This is a genomic window from Gordonia sp. B8661-1 (assembly GCF_059427765.1).
Genome location: NZ_JCAHRL010000021.1, coordinates 1 through 14,635, shown reverse-complemented (window position 1 = coordinate 14,635; position 14,635 = coordinate 1). Strand labels below are relative to the sequence as shown.

Genomic DNA, 14,635 nt, shown 5'->3' with positions numbered 1-14,635 from the left:
CATCCTTCCAGGCCGCCCTCCCGGGGCAAGCCAGATCAGATGTCACCTAACCGTGCACCAGTCCCCTGGGCCTATCCGGGGTAGTCCGGGCCAATAAGGTGTACACAACCTCCCCGGATCCGGACGTCGTGAGGGCGCCGGACCTGCTGGACCGGGACTTCACCTCAGATCGCCCGGACCGGGTGTGGGTCGCTGACTTCACTTACGTCCGAACGTGGGCCGGCTTCACCTACGTCGCGTTCATCGTCGACGTATTCGCCCAGCGCATCGTTGCCTGGAACGCGGCGACCACCATGGCCACGGATCTAGTGATGACACCGCTGCGAATGGCACTGTGGCAACGCGACCGCGAGGGACACCCGGTCGAGCCGAAGTCGCTGATCAGCCACTCGGACGCAGGCAGCCAATATACATCTGTAGCGTTCACCGAACGCCTCGCGCTCGAGGGGATCGAACCATCGATCGGCAGCGTCGGCGACGCCTACGACTGTCAGTCTGTTCTTACCGGTTCGATGCTTGTTCCGGGAGTCCTGGCCGCGACGGTCTGACCCTTGCTGGTGACTGACCCGAATGGTGTCTTGGCGTTGATCTGTCGACCGTGTGGCCGGGCACGCAGTAAGCGATGCCGCCGGCTGGGCGTGACCTAATAGGAGCCTGGAGCAGACTTTCGAGAGGCGTCCCCGTGACAGTCCTGTCCACCCGCCGACGACAGCGTGAGTCCACGCTATCCGGCAAGGAGAGACAGGCAATGACCACACTCGAAACCGTCCGCTCTGGACACGTCGTGATCGGCGTCGACACCCACAAGCACGTCCACGTCGCGGCGGTGATGGACACGATCGGCGGGATTCTCGCGACTTTGACGATCACGACCGACGCCGGCGGGTTCAAGCAGCTGCTGGAGTGGGCGTCAGACTTTGGGAAGGTCCTCGCGTTCGGTATCGAGGGCACCGGCTCCTACGGAGCCACGCTGACCTCGTTCCTGCGCCGTCATGGACACAAGGTCATTGAGGCAGGCCGCCCAGATCGCCGCACACGACGAGCAAACGGCAAATCCGACACCCTCGACGCCGAGAATGCCGCCAGGTCGGTGCTTGCCGGCTTCGCCACCGCGACCCCGAAAACCGCAGATGGCGCCGTCGAGATGATCCGTCAGCTCAAGATCGCCCATGATTCCGCTGTAGCGGATCGGACCGCTTCGATGGTCACTATGAAGGCCATGCTCGTGCACGGGTCAGACGAGCTGCGTCGCGAGACTAGCCGCAAGACACAGATAATGCTCGCTCGTCACCTGGCCGCGTTGCGCCCACGAGTACTGGAGAGCCCTGATGATGCACTCCGCCATTCGCTGCGTTCCCTGGCTCGCCGCTGGCAGCAGCTCGTCACCCGTACCGCACCGCAGCTGCTGGAGCAGTTCGGGATCGGTGTCGACACCGCTGCAGAGATTCTCATCGTCGTCGGCGACAACCCTGAGCGCATTCGGTCCGAGGCTGCCTTTGCCAAGCTCGCCGGAATCAGTCCCGTCCCGACGGGCTCAGGGATGACCAGTGGGAGGCACCGCATCAACCACGGCGGGCACCGCCAACTCAACGCCGCGATATACCGCACCGTCATTGTCCGAATGCGCTTCCACGAACCGACCATCGCCTACGTCGCTCGTAGAACCGCCGAAGGCAAGAGCAAACGCGAGATCATCCGATGCCTCAAGCGGTACGTCATCCGCGAGGTCTACCACCTCGTCAAAATCGACCCCTCAACCAGCGAAATCCGGAGTTGACAACTATAGGAGCGTCAACGCCCTCATGGAGACGATCAACGGGCTATACAAGGCCGAGTGCATTCGCTCGTCGATCTTCCACGATGGGCCGTACAAGACGCTCGCCGACGTCGAGCACGCGACCGCCGCATGGGTCGAGTGGTTCGGGCAATGACCGGCTCCACTCGAGCCTGGGCTACGTCTCGCCCGTCGAGTTCGAGCAGAGCTACTACGCCGCTCTCAACCGAGAGCTGCAACCCATATAGGGAGCGGCGGGAAACCTGGGGCGGTTCATTCGGAAGTCATAAACCCCTCCGAGGAGCGTGTTCAAGGAGGACTCCGCCACAGATCGCAGTCGCCCATCACCGAGACCCTCCGCTACGCCGTCGCCGACGCTGCCAACCACATTAGGAGTAGGAATCAGTCGGGTGTGCCAATAGAACGCGGTCCGTCGGGATCGCTGGTCAGCGTCAGATCGACGGTGTCGCTGTTACTGTTCCGGCATGTGTGGTCGCTACTCCGTAGCTGTATCTGGTGCTGCGCTTGTCGACGCACTGGATCTTGACGGGACTGAACCGGGTTTCGAGTGGTCACCGGCCTACTCGGTCGCTCCTCGTACGCGGGCGCCGGTGGTCCGGGAGCGTCTGGTCGGTGATCATCGGGTGCGTGAGGCGTTCCTGCCAACGTGGGGGTTGCGCCCGTCGTGGGCCAAGGAGAAAGGGCCACGGCCGATCAATGCCCGCCTCGAGGGGGTGGCCATCAACGGCATGTTCCGCTCGGCGTTCTCCACGGCGCGGGCCCTGGTCCCGATGACCGGGTATTTCGAGTGGCAAGAGGCAGTTGAGGACGGCAAGAAGGTCAAGAACCCTAGCTACGTCCATGCCCCCGGCGACGAGCTCCTGCTCGCTGCCGGCCTTCTCGCCTTCCACCGAGAAACCAACGAGAACGAGTGGCGAACAACGTTCACGATCATCACCCGCACCGGCGAAGACGCGGCCGGTGAGGTGCATGACCGGATGCCGGTGTTCCTCTCCCCCACCGCGTGGGACAACTGGCTCAACCCGGAGCAGATCGCCAAGGACCGGGCCGGCGATCTGCTCGACCTACTCGACGTCGAATCCCGGGCAGTCGCAGCAACGCTGCGGACCCGGCCGGTGTCCCGGGCGATCAACAACGTCCGCACCCTGGACCGGCACGATGCCGACCTAATCAAACCGGTTACTGGCAGGGGTGCTGGTCACTGACCGTGCGACCCGCTCGGTAGCGGGGTTTTCCGTCGGCTCCATGGCGGTGTCGGCGGGGGTCGCGGGCGGCTCGTCTTAGGTCCCGGAGCGGCAGCGCGGTTCTCGCCGAGCTCGGTGATGGCGGTCCTGTAGGCGCCCGGGCTGGACCAGTCGAGGTCAGGCAGGCCGGTCACGGCGCGGTGCCAGCGCAGCAGCTCGAGGAAGAAGGTCTCCTCTACTGGGTCGGCTGCCTACCGAATGGGGCCGTGCAGGTCGTCCATGCTGACGCACTGTAGGCACTGTCTCCGACAGTGGGCCGGTCAGTGCAGGTCGCGATCGGCAATGAAGTCCGCCGCTACGCGGTCGACTATTGCTGCCGGTGGGCAGGCCAGGGCGGCGGCGATCTCCTCGCACTGGTCATGAGAGATGGTCGGGAGCGTCGCAAGGTGCAACGAGTAGGTAGTGAGATAATTCGCGTTTCGGACTGCTGACATTGGCCATGTAGATCTTCCGACGTTCATCCGCTCAAACGCATTGTGACACATTAGCGCTATAGTGCTACAGTGCTCTACTGGCTCGAGTCGTCCAAATATCGCTCCAGCGCCTTGATTAGCGAGCCGGTGGTTGTCTTAGTGGCTCGTGGCTGCAAGGGGATGACACCATCCGTCTCAAGGAGCTCGCGGGCCTGCTCCAACAGGCGCGTACCTAGCCTGATCGACGTCAGCACAAAATTTCGACATGCACTGACCGTAGCAGTCGTTTGACGATCCTCTACCACGACCGGTCGATGCATGAGACAAGCAAGACGGGCAGCGGACAAGTGGGGAGGCTACTCGTGTTGGCTGGGGTGCCCACGACCACTAAACGAACGTCATCCGGGACGTGCTCGTCGATGACGGTTAGGTGTGGACCTCGGCGCCCGTCTTGGTCCGGATCTCCTCGATCGTGACGCCCGGCGCCGACTCGACGAGCCGGAACCCCTCGGGTCCGATGTCCAGAACGCACAGATCGGTGACGACACGCTGGACGCACCGGCGGCCGGTGTACGGCAGGGAGTTCTCGGCCATCAGCTTGATGTCACCCTGGCGGGTGACGTGGTCCATCATCACGATCACCCGGCCGGCGCCGTGGACCAGATCCATGGCTCCGCCCATGCCCTTGACCATGGCACCCGGGATCATCCAGTTGGACAGGTCCCCGGCCTGCGAGACCTGCATGGCGCCGAGCACGGCCACGTCGACCGTTCCGCCACGGATCATGGCGAAGGACTCCGACGACGAGAAGAACGCCGCCCCGGCAGCCGCGGTGATGGTCTCCTTGCCGGCGTTGATCATCTCCGGGTCGAGCTGTTCCGGCGTCGGGTACCGGCCCACTCCGAGGATGCCGTTCTCCGAGTGCAGGGTCACCTCGACGCCGTCGGGGACGAAGTCGGGGATGAGGGTCGGCATTCCGATCCCGAGGTTGACGTACTGTCCGTCGCCGAAGTCCGCGGCGATGCGGGCGGCCATCTGCTCGTGCGTCCAGCTCATGACCGGTCCTCCCCGTTGCCGTTGCTGAGTTTCCTGATCTCCACGCCCGTCTCCTGTCGTCCGACCTCGACGAGGCGCTGGACAAAGATGCCGGGCAGGTGGACGTCGGCCGGATCGATCCGGCCCGCCGGGACGATCTCCTCGGCCTGGACGATCGTGATCCGGCCGGCCATGGCGACGTCCGGGTTGAAGTTCCGGGCGGTGCCGCGGAACTGGAGGTTCCCCGCGGTGTCCGCACGGTGCGCGTGGACGAGTGCGAAGTCGGTGACGATCGAGCGCTCCAGGACGTACGGCACGCCGTCGAACTCGCGCACCTCCTTGGGTTCGGAGGCCATGGCCACTCCCCCGTCCCCGTCGTAGCGCAGCGGGAGTCCACCGTCGGCGACCATCGTGCCGACGCCGGCCGGGGTGTAGAAGGCGGGGATGCCGGCGCCGCCGGACCGCATCCGCTCGGCCAGGGTGCCCTGTGGTGTCAGCTCCACCTCGAGCTCTCCGCTCAGGTACTGCCGTGCGAACTCCTTGTTGGCCCCCACGTAGGAGGCGGTGGTCCGGGAGATGCGGCGCGACTCGAGCAGTTTGCCCAGTCCGAAGCCGTCCGTCCCACAGTTGTTGCTCACGGTGCTCAGGTCGGTCGCACCCTGGTCGAGGAGCGCGTCGATCAGGACGGCGGGGATGCCAACCAGACCGAAGCCGCCCACGGCCAGGGACGCGCCGTCCGGGATGTCCGCGACCGCCGCGGCGGCCGTGGAGAAGATCTTGTTGGTCATGTCAGACACCGTAGGCCGTGTTCGCTCGATGCACAACAGTTCGCATCACGCACGATCCGCGCGTATCGTGGGTCACGACGCCCGGGCCGGGCCGGACCCGGCAGCGCCCCCAGGAAAGGACTGACGCCATGCCCGCCACCCTGTCGTACGAGGTCAGCGGACCGGAGTCGACGGCCGCCCCCGTCGTCGTACTCCTCGGATCACTCGGGTCGAACCGCTCGATGTGGGACCACCAGGTCCGCGATCTGGCCCGGGACCACACGGTCGTCGCGATCGACCACCGCGGCCACGGGGGTTCCGAGGTCGTTTCGGGCTCCTGCACGATCGCCGACCTCGCGGGCGACGTCCTCGCACTGCTCGACTCCCTCGGCGTGGACCGCTTCCACGTGGCCGGACTCTCTTTGGGGGGCGCAATCGCGCAGTGGCTCGCGGTCCACGAGCCCGCTCGGGTGCGCTCCGTGGCGCTGCTGTGCACGGCCGCGAAGTTCGGGGAGCCCTCGGCGTGGGCCGAGCGTGCGGCGGCCGTCCGCGGCGGCGGCACCGAGGCGGTCGCCGATGCGGTAGTCGCGCGGTGGATCACCCCCGCCCGTGCCGAGGCCGATCCCGACCTCGTGACCGGTCTGCGAGAGATGATCGTGGCCACCAGCACGGAGGGGTACGCCGCGGCCTGCGACGCCCTGTCGGGCTGGGACGGGCGGGCAGACCTGCGGAGGATCTCCTGCCCCACCCTCGTGGTGGCCGGCGACGAGGACCCCTCCACCCCGCCCGAGGTGGTCCGCGAGATCGCCGACGGCGTACCCGGAGCCCACTTCGTGACGTTGTCCCCCGCCGCCCACGTACCCACAGTGGAGATGCCCGAACGCGTCTGCGAGGTCCTGCGCACCCACCTGACCCGGGCCCACGCACCGGACCCCGCGTGACCGCGGACGTGCCGGAGCCCGCCGAGACCGAACCCGGGACAGCATCCGAACGATCCGCCTCCCCCGATTATGTCCAGTCCCTCGCACGCGGCCTCGCCGTCATCACCGCCTTTGACGCCGGCCACCCGCGGCAGACCCTCAGCGAGGTCGCCCGGGCCACCGGACTCACGCGAGCGACGGCCCGCCGGTTCCTCCACACGCTGGTGGAGCTCGGCTACGTGGACACCGCCGGATCGGCGTTCTGGCTCACCCCGCGCGTACTCGACCTCGGCTACAGCTATCTGTCGGCCATGCCACTGACCGACCTGGCACAACCGCATCTCGAACGGCTCAGTGCCCGCCTCGACGAGTCGTCGTCGATCGCCGTTCTCGACGGTCACGACATCGTCTACGTCGGCCGCGTCCAGGTGCGCCGGATCATGAGCATCGGCATCACCATCGGCACCCGGTTCCCCGCCTTCGCCACCTCGATGGGCCGGGTCCTGCTGGCCGCCCTGCCCCCCGAGGACCTGGACTCCTACCTGTCCGCGACCGATCTGCGGGTGCTCACACCGCACGGGATCAGCGACGAATCCGGGCTGCGCGCCGAACTGGCGGAGATCGCCGACCGCGGGTGGGCGCTGGTCGACCAGGAGCTCGAGCCCGGGCTGCGCTCGCTGGCCGCCCCAGTCCGCGACCGCGACGGGCGGGTGGTGGCCGCACTCAACGTCTCCACCCACGCCGCCCGGTACTCGACGCAGCAACTCCGGGACGAACTCGTCCCCGTCATCGTGGACTCCGCCCGGGCGCTGTCCGCCGACCTGGCGACCGTCAACCGATGACCCTCCGGCCCCCAACCACCACCTTCTCCAGGAGAACCCATGCGTGACGTCGTGATCTGCCAGCCTCTGCGCACCCCGGTCGGCCGCTTCGGCGGCGTGTTCCGCGATCTCGACGCGAGCACCCTGGCCACCACCCTGCTCACCGCGCTCGTCGAGCGCACCGGGCTGACCGGGGCCGACGTCGACGACGTGATCCTCGGCCAGGGCTCCCCCGGCGGCGAGGGCCCGGCCATCGGCCGGATCGCCGCGCTCGACTCCCCGCTCGGCACCGACGTGCCCGGCATGCAGCTGGACCGCCGCTGCGGATCCGGCCTGCAGGCCGTCATCACCGGCGCGCTCCAGGTGGCCTCCGGCGGCGTGGACGTCGTGGTGGCCGGCGGTGTCGAATCGATGAGCCAGGTCGAGTTCTACGCCACCCCCTCACCCCGCTGGGGCATCAAGGGCGACGGCGTCTCGCTGGTCGACCGCCTCGGCCGCGCCCGCACCACGGTGGGCGGCCGCTCCCACGTGATCGACGGCGGGATGATCGAGACCGCCGAGAACCTCCGCCGCGAGTACAGCATCACCCGGGAGGAGCAGGACCAGCTCGCCGAACGGTCCCACCAACGCGCCGTGGCCGCCCAGGAGTCCGGGGTGTTCGCCGAGGAGATCGTTCCCGTCACCGTCCCGCAGCGCAGGGGTCCCGGCCTCGTCGTCGACACCGACGAGCACCCCCGCGCCGACACCACTGTCGAGGCCCTCTCCGGCCTCCGGGCGATCATGGGCCGCACCGACCCCGAGGCCACCGTCACCGCCGGCAACGCCTCCGGGCAGAACGACGGCGCCGCGATGTGCGTCGTCACCACCGCGGACAGGGCGGCCACCCTCGGGCTGACGCCACTCGTGCGCCTGGCCTCGTGGGCGGTCGCGGGGGTCGCTCCGGAGACCATGGGGATCGGCCCCGTCCCCGCCACCGCCAAGGCGCTCGACCGTCTGGGGCTGACCCTCGAGGACATGGGCGTGATCGAACTCAACGAGGCGTTCGCGGCCCAGGCCCTGTCCGTCATGCGGGAGTGGGACATCGACCCCGCCTCACCGCATCTCAACCCACACGGCTCCGGGATCTCGCTCGGACACCCCGTCGGGGCGACCGGCGCCCGGATGCTCGCCACCCTCTCGCACGAGATGGTGCGCCGCGACGTCCAGTGGGGCCTGGAGACGATGTGCATCGGCGGCGGCCAGGGCCTGGCCGCCGTGTTCGAACGAGTCTGAGTCTGAGACCCTCGCGGAGAAAGCGTCTACCTAGCCCCGGTAGTTCACGGGGATCTGCGGATCGCTGGGTGAAAATAGACCGAAGTGCTTCCTGAACAGGGGAAACTGGGACTTGTTTAAGGTTCCTGATCCTCAAGCAGAAAGCACTCGGTAGGTGAAGCGTACTTCGTGGTCGTCTGGTCTGTCGTTCTCCGTCGAGGATGTCGGGGTGATTGCTCATGCCGGGGTCATCGCGCCGCGTCTTCTGGCTGATCGCGTCGGCCTGACCGCCGAGCTGTCGGGGGCCATGGCGCAGCGCCGATCCATCCCGATCCATGACCGTGGCAGGGTGTTGACCGATGTCGCGGTGATGCTCACAGGTGGCGGCACGTCCATCGCCGACATCCGCGTCCTGCGCCACCAATCCACTGTCCTGGGTCCGGTCGCCTCCTCTCCGACGGTGTGGCGCGCCCTGGACGAGGTCACCGCTGGTAAACGCAAAAAGATCCAGGTCGCGCGGGCCCGTACGCGGCGGCATGTGTGGTCCCAGCTGCCCGGCGGGGTGCCGGCCTCCAAGTGCGCGGGCCGGGATCTGGGGGACACGGTCGTGCTCGATGTGGACGCCACCATCGTGGTCACCCACAGCGAGAAAGAACAGAGCGCGCCGACCTACAAGCGCACCTTCGGCTACCACCCGATCGGCGTGTGGTGCGACAACACAGAAGAGTTCCTCGCTGCGAGCTTGCGGCCGGGCAACGCGGGGTCGAACACCGCGGCCGACCACATCGACGTCCTGGGGCAAGCCATCGCCCAGATTCCCGCCGCCCATCGGCGTGATGTGCTGATCCGATCCGACGGCGCCGGCGCCTCCCATGACCTGTTGGAGTGGATCTCCGAGCAGAATCGGATCCGTGGTCGGCGGGTGGAGTACTCGGTCGGCTTCTCGATCACCGCCGGAATCCGCCGGGCCATCGCGATCGCCCCCGACACCGCGTGGGGGCCAGCGGTGAATCAAGACGGCGACCTGAGGCCGGGCGCGGAGATCGCCGAGCTGACTGGACTGCTGCCGCCCAGGATGCTCGCCAAGTGGCCCGACGGGATGCGGGTCATCGTCCGCCGTGAGCGGCCCCACCCCGGCGCCCAGTTGTCGATGTTCGAGGAACTCGACGGGTGGCGCTACCAGGCGTTCGTCACCAACACCGCCACCGGTCAACTGCAGTTCCTCGAGGCCAGGCATCGGGCGCACGCCCGGGTGGAGGACCGGATCCGCCACGCCAAAGACACCGGCCTGGGCCGTCTGCCCTCGCGAGAGTTCGCTCTCAACCAGGCATGGCTGGTGGCGGTGATGATCGCCGCCGACCTCGTCGCCTGGACCCGGATGCTGGCCTGCACCGGCGCCGCCACCATCCTCGCAGCGTGCGAGCCCAAAGCGATGCGCTACCGCTTCCTCCACGTCGCCGCCCTACTGACCCGCAGCAGCCGACGTAGACGGGTCAAAATCCCCGAGACCTGGCCCTGGGCCACCGCCATCGAAGCGGTGTTCCACACGATCGCCGCGATCCCCAAACCGGCCTGACCCCACCTGCCCACCCACGACAGCACCACCCGGAGACCCGCCCACCGGCAGCGCCAGCCGGCGCCCAAACACGTCTACACGACCCGCCGGACACAACATCCGTAGAAACCCGACTCCATCATGTGTTCACAGTTAGGAGGAATCGTCAAATTCTGTGGATTAAGGTGTGTCAGGCGACCTCGGATACCGGCGTGTCCGGTGACGGTTCCGGGGTGATCTCGACGGGTCGTTCGAGGAGCTTGCCCTTGTGGAACAGCGCACCGGCCCGCACCAACGCCACCAGGTGCGGGGCGTTCACGGCCCGCCAGCGGGCCTGGGCGGCCTCGATCAGCTTGTAGGCCATCGCCATCCCCGCCGCCCGCGACCCCGGGCCCTTTGTCACCTTGGTTCTCAAACGCACTGTCGCAAAAGTCGATTCGATCGGATTTGTCGTGCGCAGATGCACCCAGTGCTCAGCCGGATACCGGAAGAACTCGAGCAGCACGTCGGCGTCGTCGGTGATCTTCGCGACCGCCTTCGGGTACTTCGCGCCGTAATCGATCTCGAATGCCTTGATCGCCACCTGCGCCTTGTCGATGTCCTCGGCGAGGTAGATCTCCTTCATCGCCGCCAACGCACCAGGATGAGCCGACTTCGGCAGCGCAGAAAGAACATTCGCCTGCTTGTGAAACCAGCAGCGCTGTTCCCGCGTTTCCGGGAACACCTCGCGCAGGGCCCGCCAGAACCCCAAGGCACCGTCACCGACCGCCAGCACCGGGGCCCGCATCCCACGCCGGCGGCAATCCCGCAGCAGGTCCGCCCAGGACTCGGTCGATTCCCGGTACCCGTCGGAGAGGGCGACGAGCTCCTTACGGCCGTCGGCGCGGACACCGATCATCACCAACAGGCAAAGTTTCTCCTGCTCGAGACGCACTTTCAGGTGAATACCATCGACCCAGAGATAGACGTAATCCGCCTCCGAGAGATCCCGGGCGGCGAAGGCTCTCGCCTCGTCCTGCCACTGCGTCGTGAGGCGGGTGATCGAACTGGCCGACAGGCCGGCACCGGTGCCGAGGAACTGTTCGAGGGCGGGACCGAAGTCGCTGGTCGAGAGCCCGTGCAGGTACAGCAGCGGCAGCACCTCGGACACCTGCGCGGATTTGCGGGCCAGGTGCTGGTACCGAACCGCGAGCCGGTATAGCACCAACAGCACTGATTCTGTTGGGGTGGAAGGATTGTCAGCGAGGCTGAGTTTCGCGCAGGTCGACACCAGGCGGCGTGGGCTCAAACCGGAGAGCTGTTCACGGACCGGGGCGGGTGCGGTGACGAGTAGGTCTTGCATGGTGGTGATGGCGACAGTTTTAGCATGCACGGCACTGGTGCGGGTGAGCGTGAGGATGCGGAGCATCTCGATATCGGCGCTTGTGTGGATCATCGACGATCGATCGCCGCTCGATCGGCGCACTACCCGCGCTTGAGGCCTGCAGGTGCGGCCAGATGTGGCCGGCCTCGACGCCCAGAGCGGTGGCGATGAGGTAGGCCGATTCATCGCTGATCTTCTCGCCCCGCCGCGCCCGCGTGAGGGTGCTGTCCGACACTCCTAGTCGGCGATGCGGTCCACGATCGCACGGCGCTCCATCTCATCCGGTTCGACAGAAGTACTGGAATTGCCCGACGACTCGGCATGAGTCTGCGTGGATGCCGCGCCGCCGTGGTGGTCGTCCGATGCCATGCCCGGCCTTTCTGTCGTGATCGCTGGAGCCGATGGCGCTCACTGTAACCGCTCGGCCGGTGACCATAGTTGGTCCATGTCATAGACCAGCGGCGGGTGGGCCCTTACTGGTCACGCAGCGGCGTGTCGCTGACGTCTGGCTGACTGGTCGGTGACGGCAATTGACAGCCGCTGACCCGAACTGACCTCTGATTGATATGGAACTGACAGCACGGCGTCCTGTTGTGTGGGTTGTGCACCAAACATGGTGCATACCAACTACATTCACTCAGGAGATGCAGTCATGCGTTTGAAAATCGATACGACCGATTCCCGGTTTCTGGTGACCAAGGTTCCGGAAATCAAACTGAGCTTCGATACCGGTGCGCCCCGGCTGGACCCGGCAACAGGGCTGGCCCAGTACGTCGTGCAGATGCTCGCCCTCGACGAGAGCGGCGGCGAAATCCTGAACGCGACGGTCGTGGGTGATCCAAAACTATCTGTCACCCAGCAGGTTTCGGTGACCGGCCTGGTTGCGATTCCCTGGAGTCAGGGAGACAGGTCGGGCCTCGCATTCCGCGCCGCGTCCATCACCCCCGCCGACACCACCGCGGCAACGCGGCAGAAGTAGCAGGTCGGCCAGGACGATCCTGATACGACCGTCCTGGCCGGCCATCGCCGGGCCACGTGTGGGCCCGCACACCAGTCCTCACGTCTCATCGAGACCTCGTTTCGCCTGCGCACCAGAGGAAACCACCTCATGAACAACACCCCCTCAACACCCAGCAGCGGTACACCCGATACCACTGCCGACGACATCGCCGGATCGATCGTGACCGGCGTGTGGCGACTGGTCCGATTCATCCTGGTGTGGGCTTGGCGCCTCCCCGTGGTCTCGGTGCCCGCGATTAGTCTTGGTGTCCTGAACTGGCAGACCGGACTGTTCTGGACCATCTTCGGCGCGGTTCTGATGGTCGTGGTCGTTATTGCGTGGGCGATGTGGTATCTGGCCTCGTTACGACAGATCACGATTGACCGCGTCAGATTCCACCATCTGGTGTGGCGGCGCTACCGGTCCTGGGCCGCCATCTGTGTCGATTGCGGCCTCGCGCGTACCTCGGCCGATCAGATCGCCGTTCCACAACTCGTGCGCGTCCAATTCACGCCGACTGATGATGTGCTGACGGTACGGCCGCTGCGCGGTCAGACCATCACCGATTTCCGCAAAGCCGCCGAGGCGCTCGCAGACGCATTCACCGCCGACAGCGTCACCGTGATCCGTCCGAGTCCGGCAGTCATCACGCTGGCCGTCCGACGCGCCCAGCCGCTCGCCGAACCCATCACCCCGGCCCCGACTGCCTCACCGGCGGCCAGTCGTGGTGGGTCGCGGCGGTGGTCATTGCACCTCGGGCAGCGCGGCGACGGGTCGCCGTGGCGGCTGTCGATCCTGGGGACTCATCTGCTGATCGGTGGGGTCACCGGCGCCGGCAAAGGATCGGTCCTGTGGTCGCTGATCGGCGCCGCCGCACCCCTGACGGCCGCCGGCGACGTGCAAGTGTGGGTGGCTGATCCCAAGGGCGGCATGGAATTCGGCGCCGGTGCACCGTTGTTCGCCCGATTCGCTTACACCCCCGAGGCGATCGCCGAGCTCCTTGCCGACGCTGCCACACTGATGACCGATCGGGCGGGGCGTCTGCGCGGGGTTACCCGGCTACACGCCCCGACATTATCTGACCCGTTGATCATCATCGTGATCGACGAACTCGCGGCTCTGACCGCGTTCGCCGACCGCAGCACCAAAACCGCGATCGACAAGCACCTCGGACTGCTGCTCACCCAGGGTCGCGCAGTCGGTGTGAGTGTGGTTGCCGCCGTGCAAGACCCATCGAAAGAAATCGTGCCGATGCGGCAGCTGTTCCCGGCCCGCCTCGCTTTGCGGATGGCCGAGGCCACCCAGACCACGATGATCCTGGGTCCAGCCGCGGCTGACCGCGGCGGGCCGGCGCATCAGATTCCGGACGATCTGCCCGGGGTCGGCTACCTGGCCCTTGATGGTGCCGCCGCACCAATCCTGGTGCGTGCCTTCCACTACACCGACCGTCACATCGACGACCTGGTCCGCCGCTACGGCCGCGCCGCCGACGACGCCAAATAGGAGATCGGGACAGTGCCGTCACTATCGTCACCCGTACTGCTGCCCACACCGGCAGCGGACTTGGACGCCGCCACCGTGCGGGAAATGCTGCGCCGCGCCGGCGGTCAGCACTACCTGCGGTGGGCAGCACGGGTTCGGGCGACCTGCTACTGCCTGCACCCGATTCACTTGCACCGCCGCCACGGCCTGGTCGCCGCTGACCGGTTCACCATCCGCTGCGGCAACCGCCGTGCCGCTGTCTGCATCTCCTGCTCGCGCCTATATGCCGCAGACACCTGGCAACTGGTGCACGCCGGCATTGTCGGCGGGCACCACAACATCCCCGACACGATCACCGCCCACCCCCAAGTGTTCCTGACGTTGACCGCACCCTCGTTTGGGCAGGTGCACCCTCCTGAGCACCGCACCCGCGGCGGGCAGCCCCGCCGCCCCGGCACCTACGACTACCGCGGGCATGTGCTGTTCAGCTGGTGGGCGCCGACCCTGTGGCAACGCTTCACCATGCGCCTACGGAGACTGCTGGCCGCTCAGCTGACGACGTTGGGGTTGCCGAAAGATACTGTGCGGCTGTCATTCCTGAAGGTGCACGAGAACCAGACTCGACTCATTCCGCACTACCACGCGGTCATCCGCCTCGACCGCCCCGACACCACCAGAAGGCAATGCGACGCAGTCGATTTCCCGGTCAGCAGCAGCGAACTTGCCGCACTCGCCGTCGAAGCCGCCCGCTGGACTCGTCAATCCCGGTCCGGCAGCGTCGCAAGATCGCCGGATACCTCGCCAAGTACGTCACCAAATCAGTCACCGATACAGGGATCAGCCCACGCCCCATCAGCCCAGCCGCCTGCGACGACCCGACCATCGCGACCCAAGTGAGCCCGCACATCCGCCAGATCTGGCGCAGGGGCTGGTGCACGAGTAGGTGACATCTGATCTGGCTTGCCCTGCCGGGCGGCCTGGAAGGATGC

12 protein-coding genes and 3 pseudogenes are annotated in these 14,635 nt (G+C 66.7%); 11 read left to right on the top strand and 4 right to left on the bottom strand.

Annotated features, from left to right (window positions below; translation table 11 throughout):
- Positions 1–65 precede the first annotated feature (65 nt).
- From AC4JJG_RS21180 to AC4JJG_RS21165, 4 genes and pseudogenes are all read left to right on the top strand, one after another.
- Positions 66–488: pseudogene (locus AC4JJG_RS21180) on the top strand (DDE-type integrase/transposase/recombinase); the annotation flags it as partial.
- 260 nt (positions 489–748) lie between these two features.
- The gene (locus AC4JJG_RS21175; protein ID WP_495405844.1) at positions 749–1,777 is read left to right on the top strand and encodes an IS110 family RNA-guided transposase; all 1,029 of its coding nucleotides are present in this window, start codon (positions 749–751) and stop codon (positions 1,775–1,777) included.
- A 16-nt stretch (positions 1,778–1,793) separates the two neighbouring features.
- Positions 1,794–2,022 (top strand): annotated as a pseudogene (locus AC4JJG_RS21170) (integrase core domain-containing protein); the annotation flags it as partial.
- A gap of 237 nt (positions 2,023–2,259) precedes the next feature.
- Positions 2,260–3,000: an SOS response-associated peptidase gene (locus tag AC4JJG_RS21165; RefSeq protein WP_495405843.1), complete on the top strand. Its 741-nt coding sequence runs from the start codon at positions 2,260–2,262 to the stop codon at positions 2,998–3,000.
- Positions 3,001–3,878: 878 nt separating this feature from the next.
- Here the strand turns inward: AC4JJG_RS21165 and AC4JJG_RS21160 are convergent.
- A complete protein-coding gene (locus AC4JJG_RS21160; protein WP_495405842.1) occupies positions 3,879–4,508 on the bottom strand; it encodes a 3-oxoacid CoA-transferase subunit B in 630 nt (209 codons plus the stop codon).
- Positions 4,505–5,275: a CoA transferase subunit A gene (locus AC4JJG_RS21155; RefSeq protein ID WP_495405841.1), complete on the bottom strand. Its 771-nt coding sequence runs from the start codon at positions 5,273–5,275 to the stop codon at positions 4,505–4,507. The genes AC4JJG_RS21160 and AC4JJG_RS21155 overlap by 4 nt, the downstream gene beginning before the upstream one ends.
- Before the next feature lie 128 nt (positions 5,276–5,403).
- On the opposite strand from AC4JJG_RS21155, the gene pcaD reads away from it, so the two are divergent.
- From pcaD to AC4JJG_RS21135, 4 genes are all read left to right on the top strand, one after another.
- Positions 5,404–6,195 (top strand): 3-oxoadipate enol-lactonase, encoded by a 792-nt coding sequence (gene pcaD / locus AC4JJG_RS21150; protein WP_495405840.1) that lies wholly within the window; start codon positions 5,404–5,406, stop codon positions 6,193–6,195.
- An 8-nt stretch (positions 6,196–6,203) separates the two neighbouring features.
- Complete coding sequence (locus AC4JJG_RS21145) at positions 6,204–7,016, top strand: IclR family transcriptional regulator domain-containing protein (RefSeq protein WP_182659246.1); 813 nt, start codon at positions 6,204–6,206, stop codon at positions 7,014–7,016.
- Between the two features lie 39 nt (positions 7,017–7,055).
- Complete coding sequence (locus tag AC4JJG_RS21140) at positions 7,056–8,267, top strand: acetyl-CoA C-acetyltransferase (protein ID WP_495405839.1); 1,212 nt, start codon at positions 7,056–7,058, stop codon at positions 8,265–8,267.
- 154 nt (positions 8,268–8,421) lie between these two features.
- A complete protein-coding gene (locus AC4JJG_RS21135) occupies positions 8,422–9,822 on the top strand; it encodes an IS1380 family transposase (protein ID WP_039867814.1) in 1,401 nt (466 codons plus the stop codon).
- A 169-nt stretch (positions 9,823–9,991) separates the two neighbouring features.
- On the opposite strand, the pseudogene AC4JJG_RS21130 reads toward AC4JJG_RS21135, so the two are convergent.
- Both AC4JJG_RS21130 and AC4JJG_RS21125 read right to left on the bottom strand, forming a co-directional pair.
- A pseudogene (locus tag AC4JJG_RS21130) lies at positions 9,992–10,969 on the bottom strand (IS256 family transposase); the annotation flags it as partial.
- A gap of 432 nt (positions 10,970–11,401) precedes the next feature.
- Positions 11,402–11,533, bottom strand: coding sequence for a hypothetical protein (locus tag AC4JJG_RS21125; protein ID WP_258325139.1), 132 nt, complete (start codon positions 11,531–11,533; stop codon positions 11,402–11,404).
- A 283-nt stretch (positions 11,534–11,816) separates the two neighbouring features.
- Here AC4JJG_RS21125 and AC4JJG_RS21120 point away from each other — a divergent pair, with 283 nt between their 5' ends.
- The 3 genes from AC4JJG_RS21120 (at position 11,817) to AC4JJG_RS21110 (ending at position 14,543) form a co-directional block, all read left to right on the top strand.
- Positions 11,817–12,143, top strand: coding sequence for a hypothetical protein (locus tag AC4JJG_RS21120; RefSeq protein WP_182374525.1), 327 nt, complete (start codon positions 11,817–11,819; stop codon positions 12,141–12,143).
- Between the two features lie 129 nt (positions 12,144–12,272).
- Positions 12,273–13,667 (top strand): FtsK/SpoIIIE domain-containing protein, encoded by a 1,395-nt coding sequence (locus AC4JJG_RS21115; protein WP_182374594.1) that lies wholly within the window; start codon positions 12,273–12,275, stop codon positions 13,665–13,667.
- Positions 13,668–13,727: 60 nt separating this feature from the next.
- Positions 13,728–14,543, top strand: coding sequence for a replication initiator (locus AC4JJG_RS21110; protein WP_182374593.1), 816 nt, complete (start codon positions 13,728–13,730; stop codon positions 14,541–14,543).
- The last annotated feature ends 92 nt before the right edge of the window (positions 14,544–14,635 follow it).

Coding starts and splice junctions, on each gene's coding strand:
- AC4JJG_RS21175 (WP_495405844.1), top strand. CDS start 749: ATGACCACACTCGAAACCGTCCGCTCTGGACACGTCGTGATCGGCGTC.
- AC4JJG_RS21165 (WP_495405843.1), top strand. CDS start 2,260: ATGTGTGGTCGCTACTCCGTAGCTGTATCTGGTGCTGCGCTTGTCGAC.
- AC4JJG_RS21160 (WP_495405842.1), bottom strand. CDS start 4,508: ATGAGCTGGACGCACGAGCAGATGGCCGCCCGCATCGCCGCGGACTTC.
- AC4JJG_RS21155 (WP_495405841.1), bottom strand. CDS start 5,275: ATGACCAACAAGATCTTCTCCACGGCCGCCGCGGCGGTCGCGGACATC.
- pcaD (WP_495405840.1), top strand. CDS start 5,404: ATGCCCGCCACCCTGTCGTACGAGGTCAGCGGACCGGAGTCGACGGCC.
- AC4JJG_RS21140 (WP_495405839.1), top strand. CDS start 7,056: ATGCGTGACGTCGTGATCTGCCAGCCTCTGCGCACCCCGGTCGGCCGC.
- AC4JJG_RS21125 (WP_258325139.1), bottom strand. CDS start 11,533: ATGGCATCGGACGACCACCACGGCGGCGCGGCATCCACGCAGACTCAT.
- AC4JJG_RS21120 (WP_182374525.1), top strand. CDS start 11,817: ATGCGTTTGAAAATCGATACGACCGATTCCCGGTTTCTGGTGACCAAG.
- AC4JJG_RS21115 (WP_182374594.1), top strand. CDS start 12,273: ATGAACAACACCCCCTCAACACCCAGCAGCGGTACACCCGATACCACT.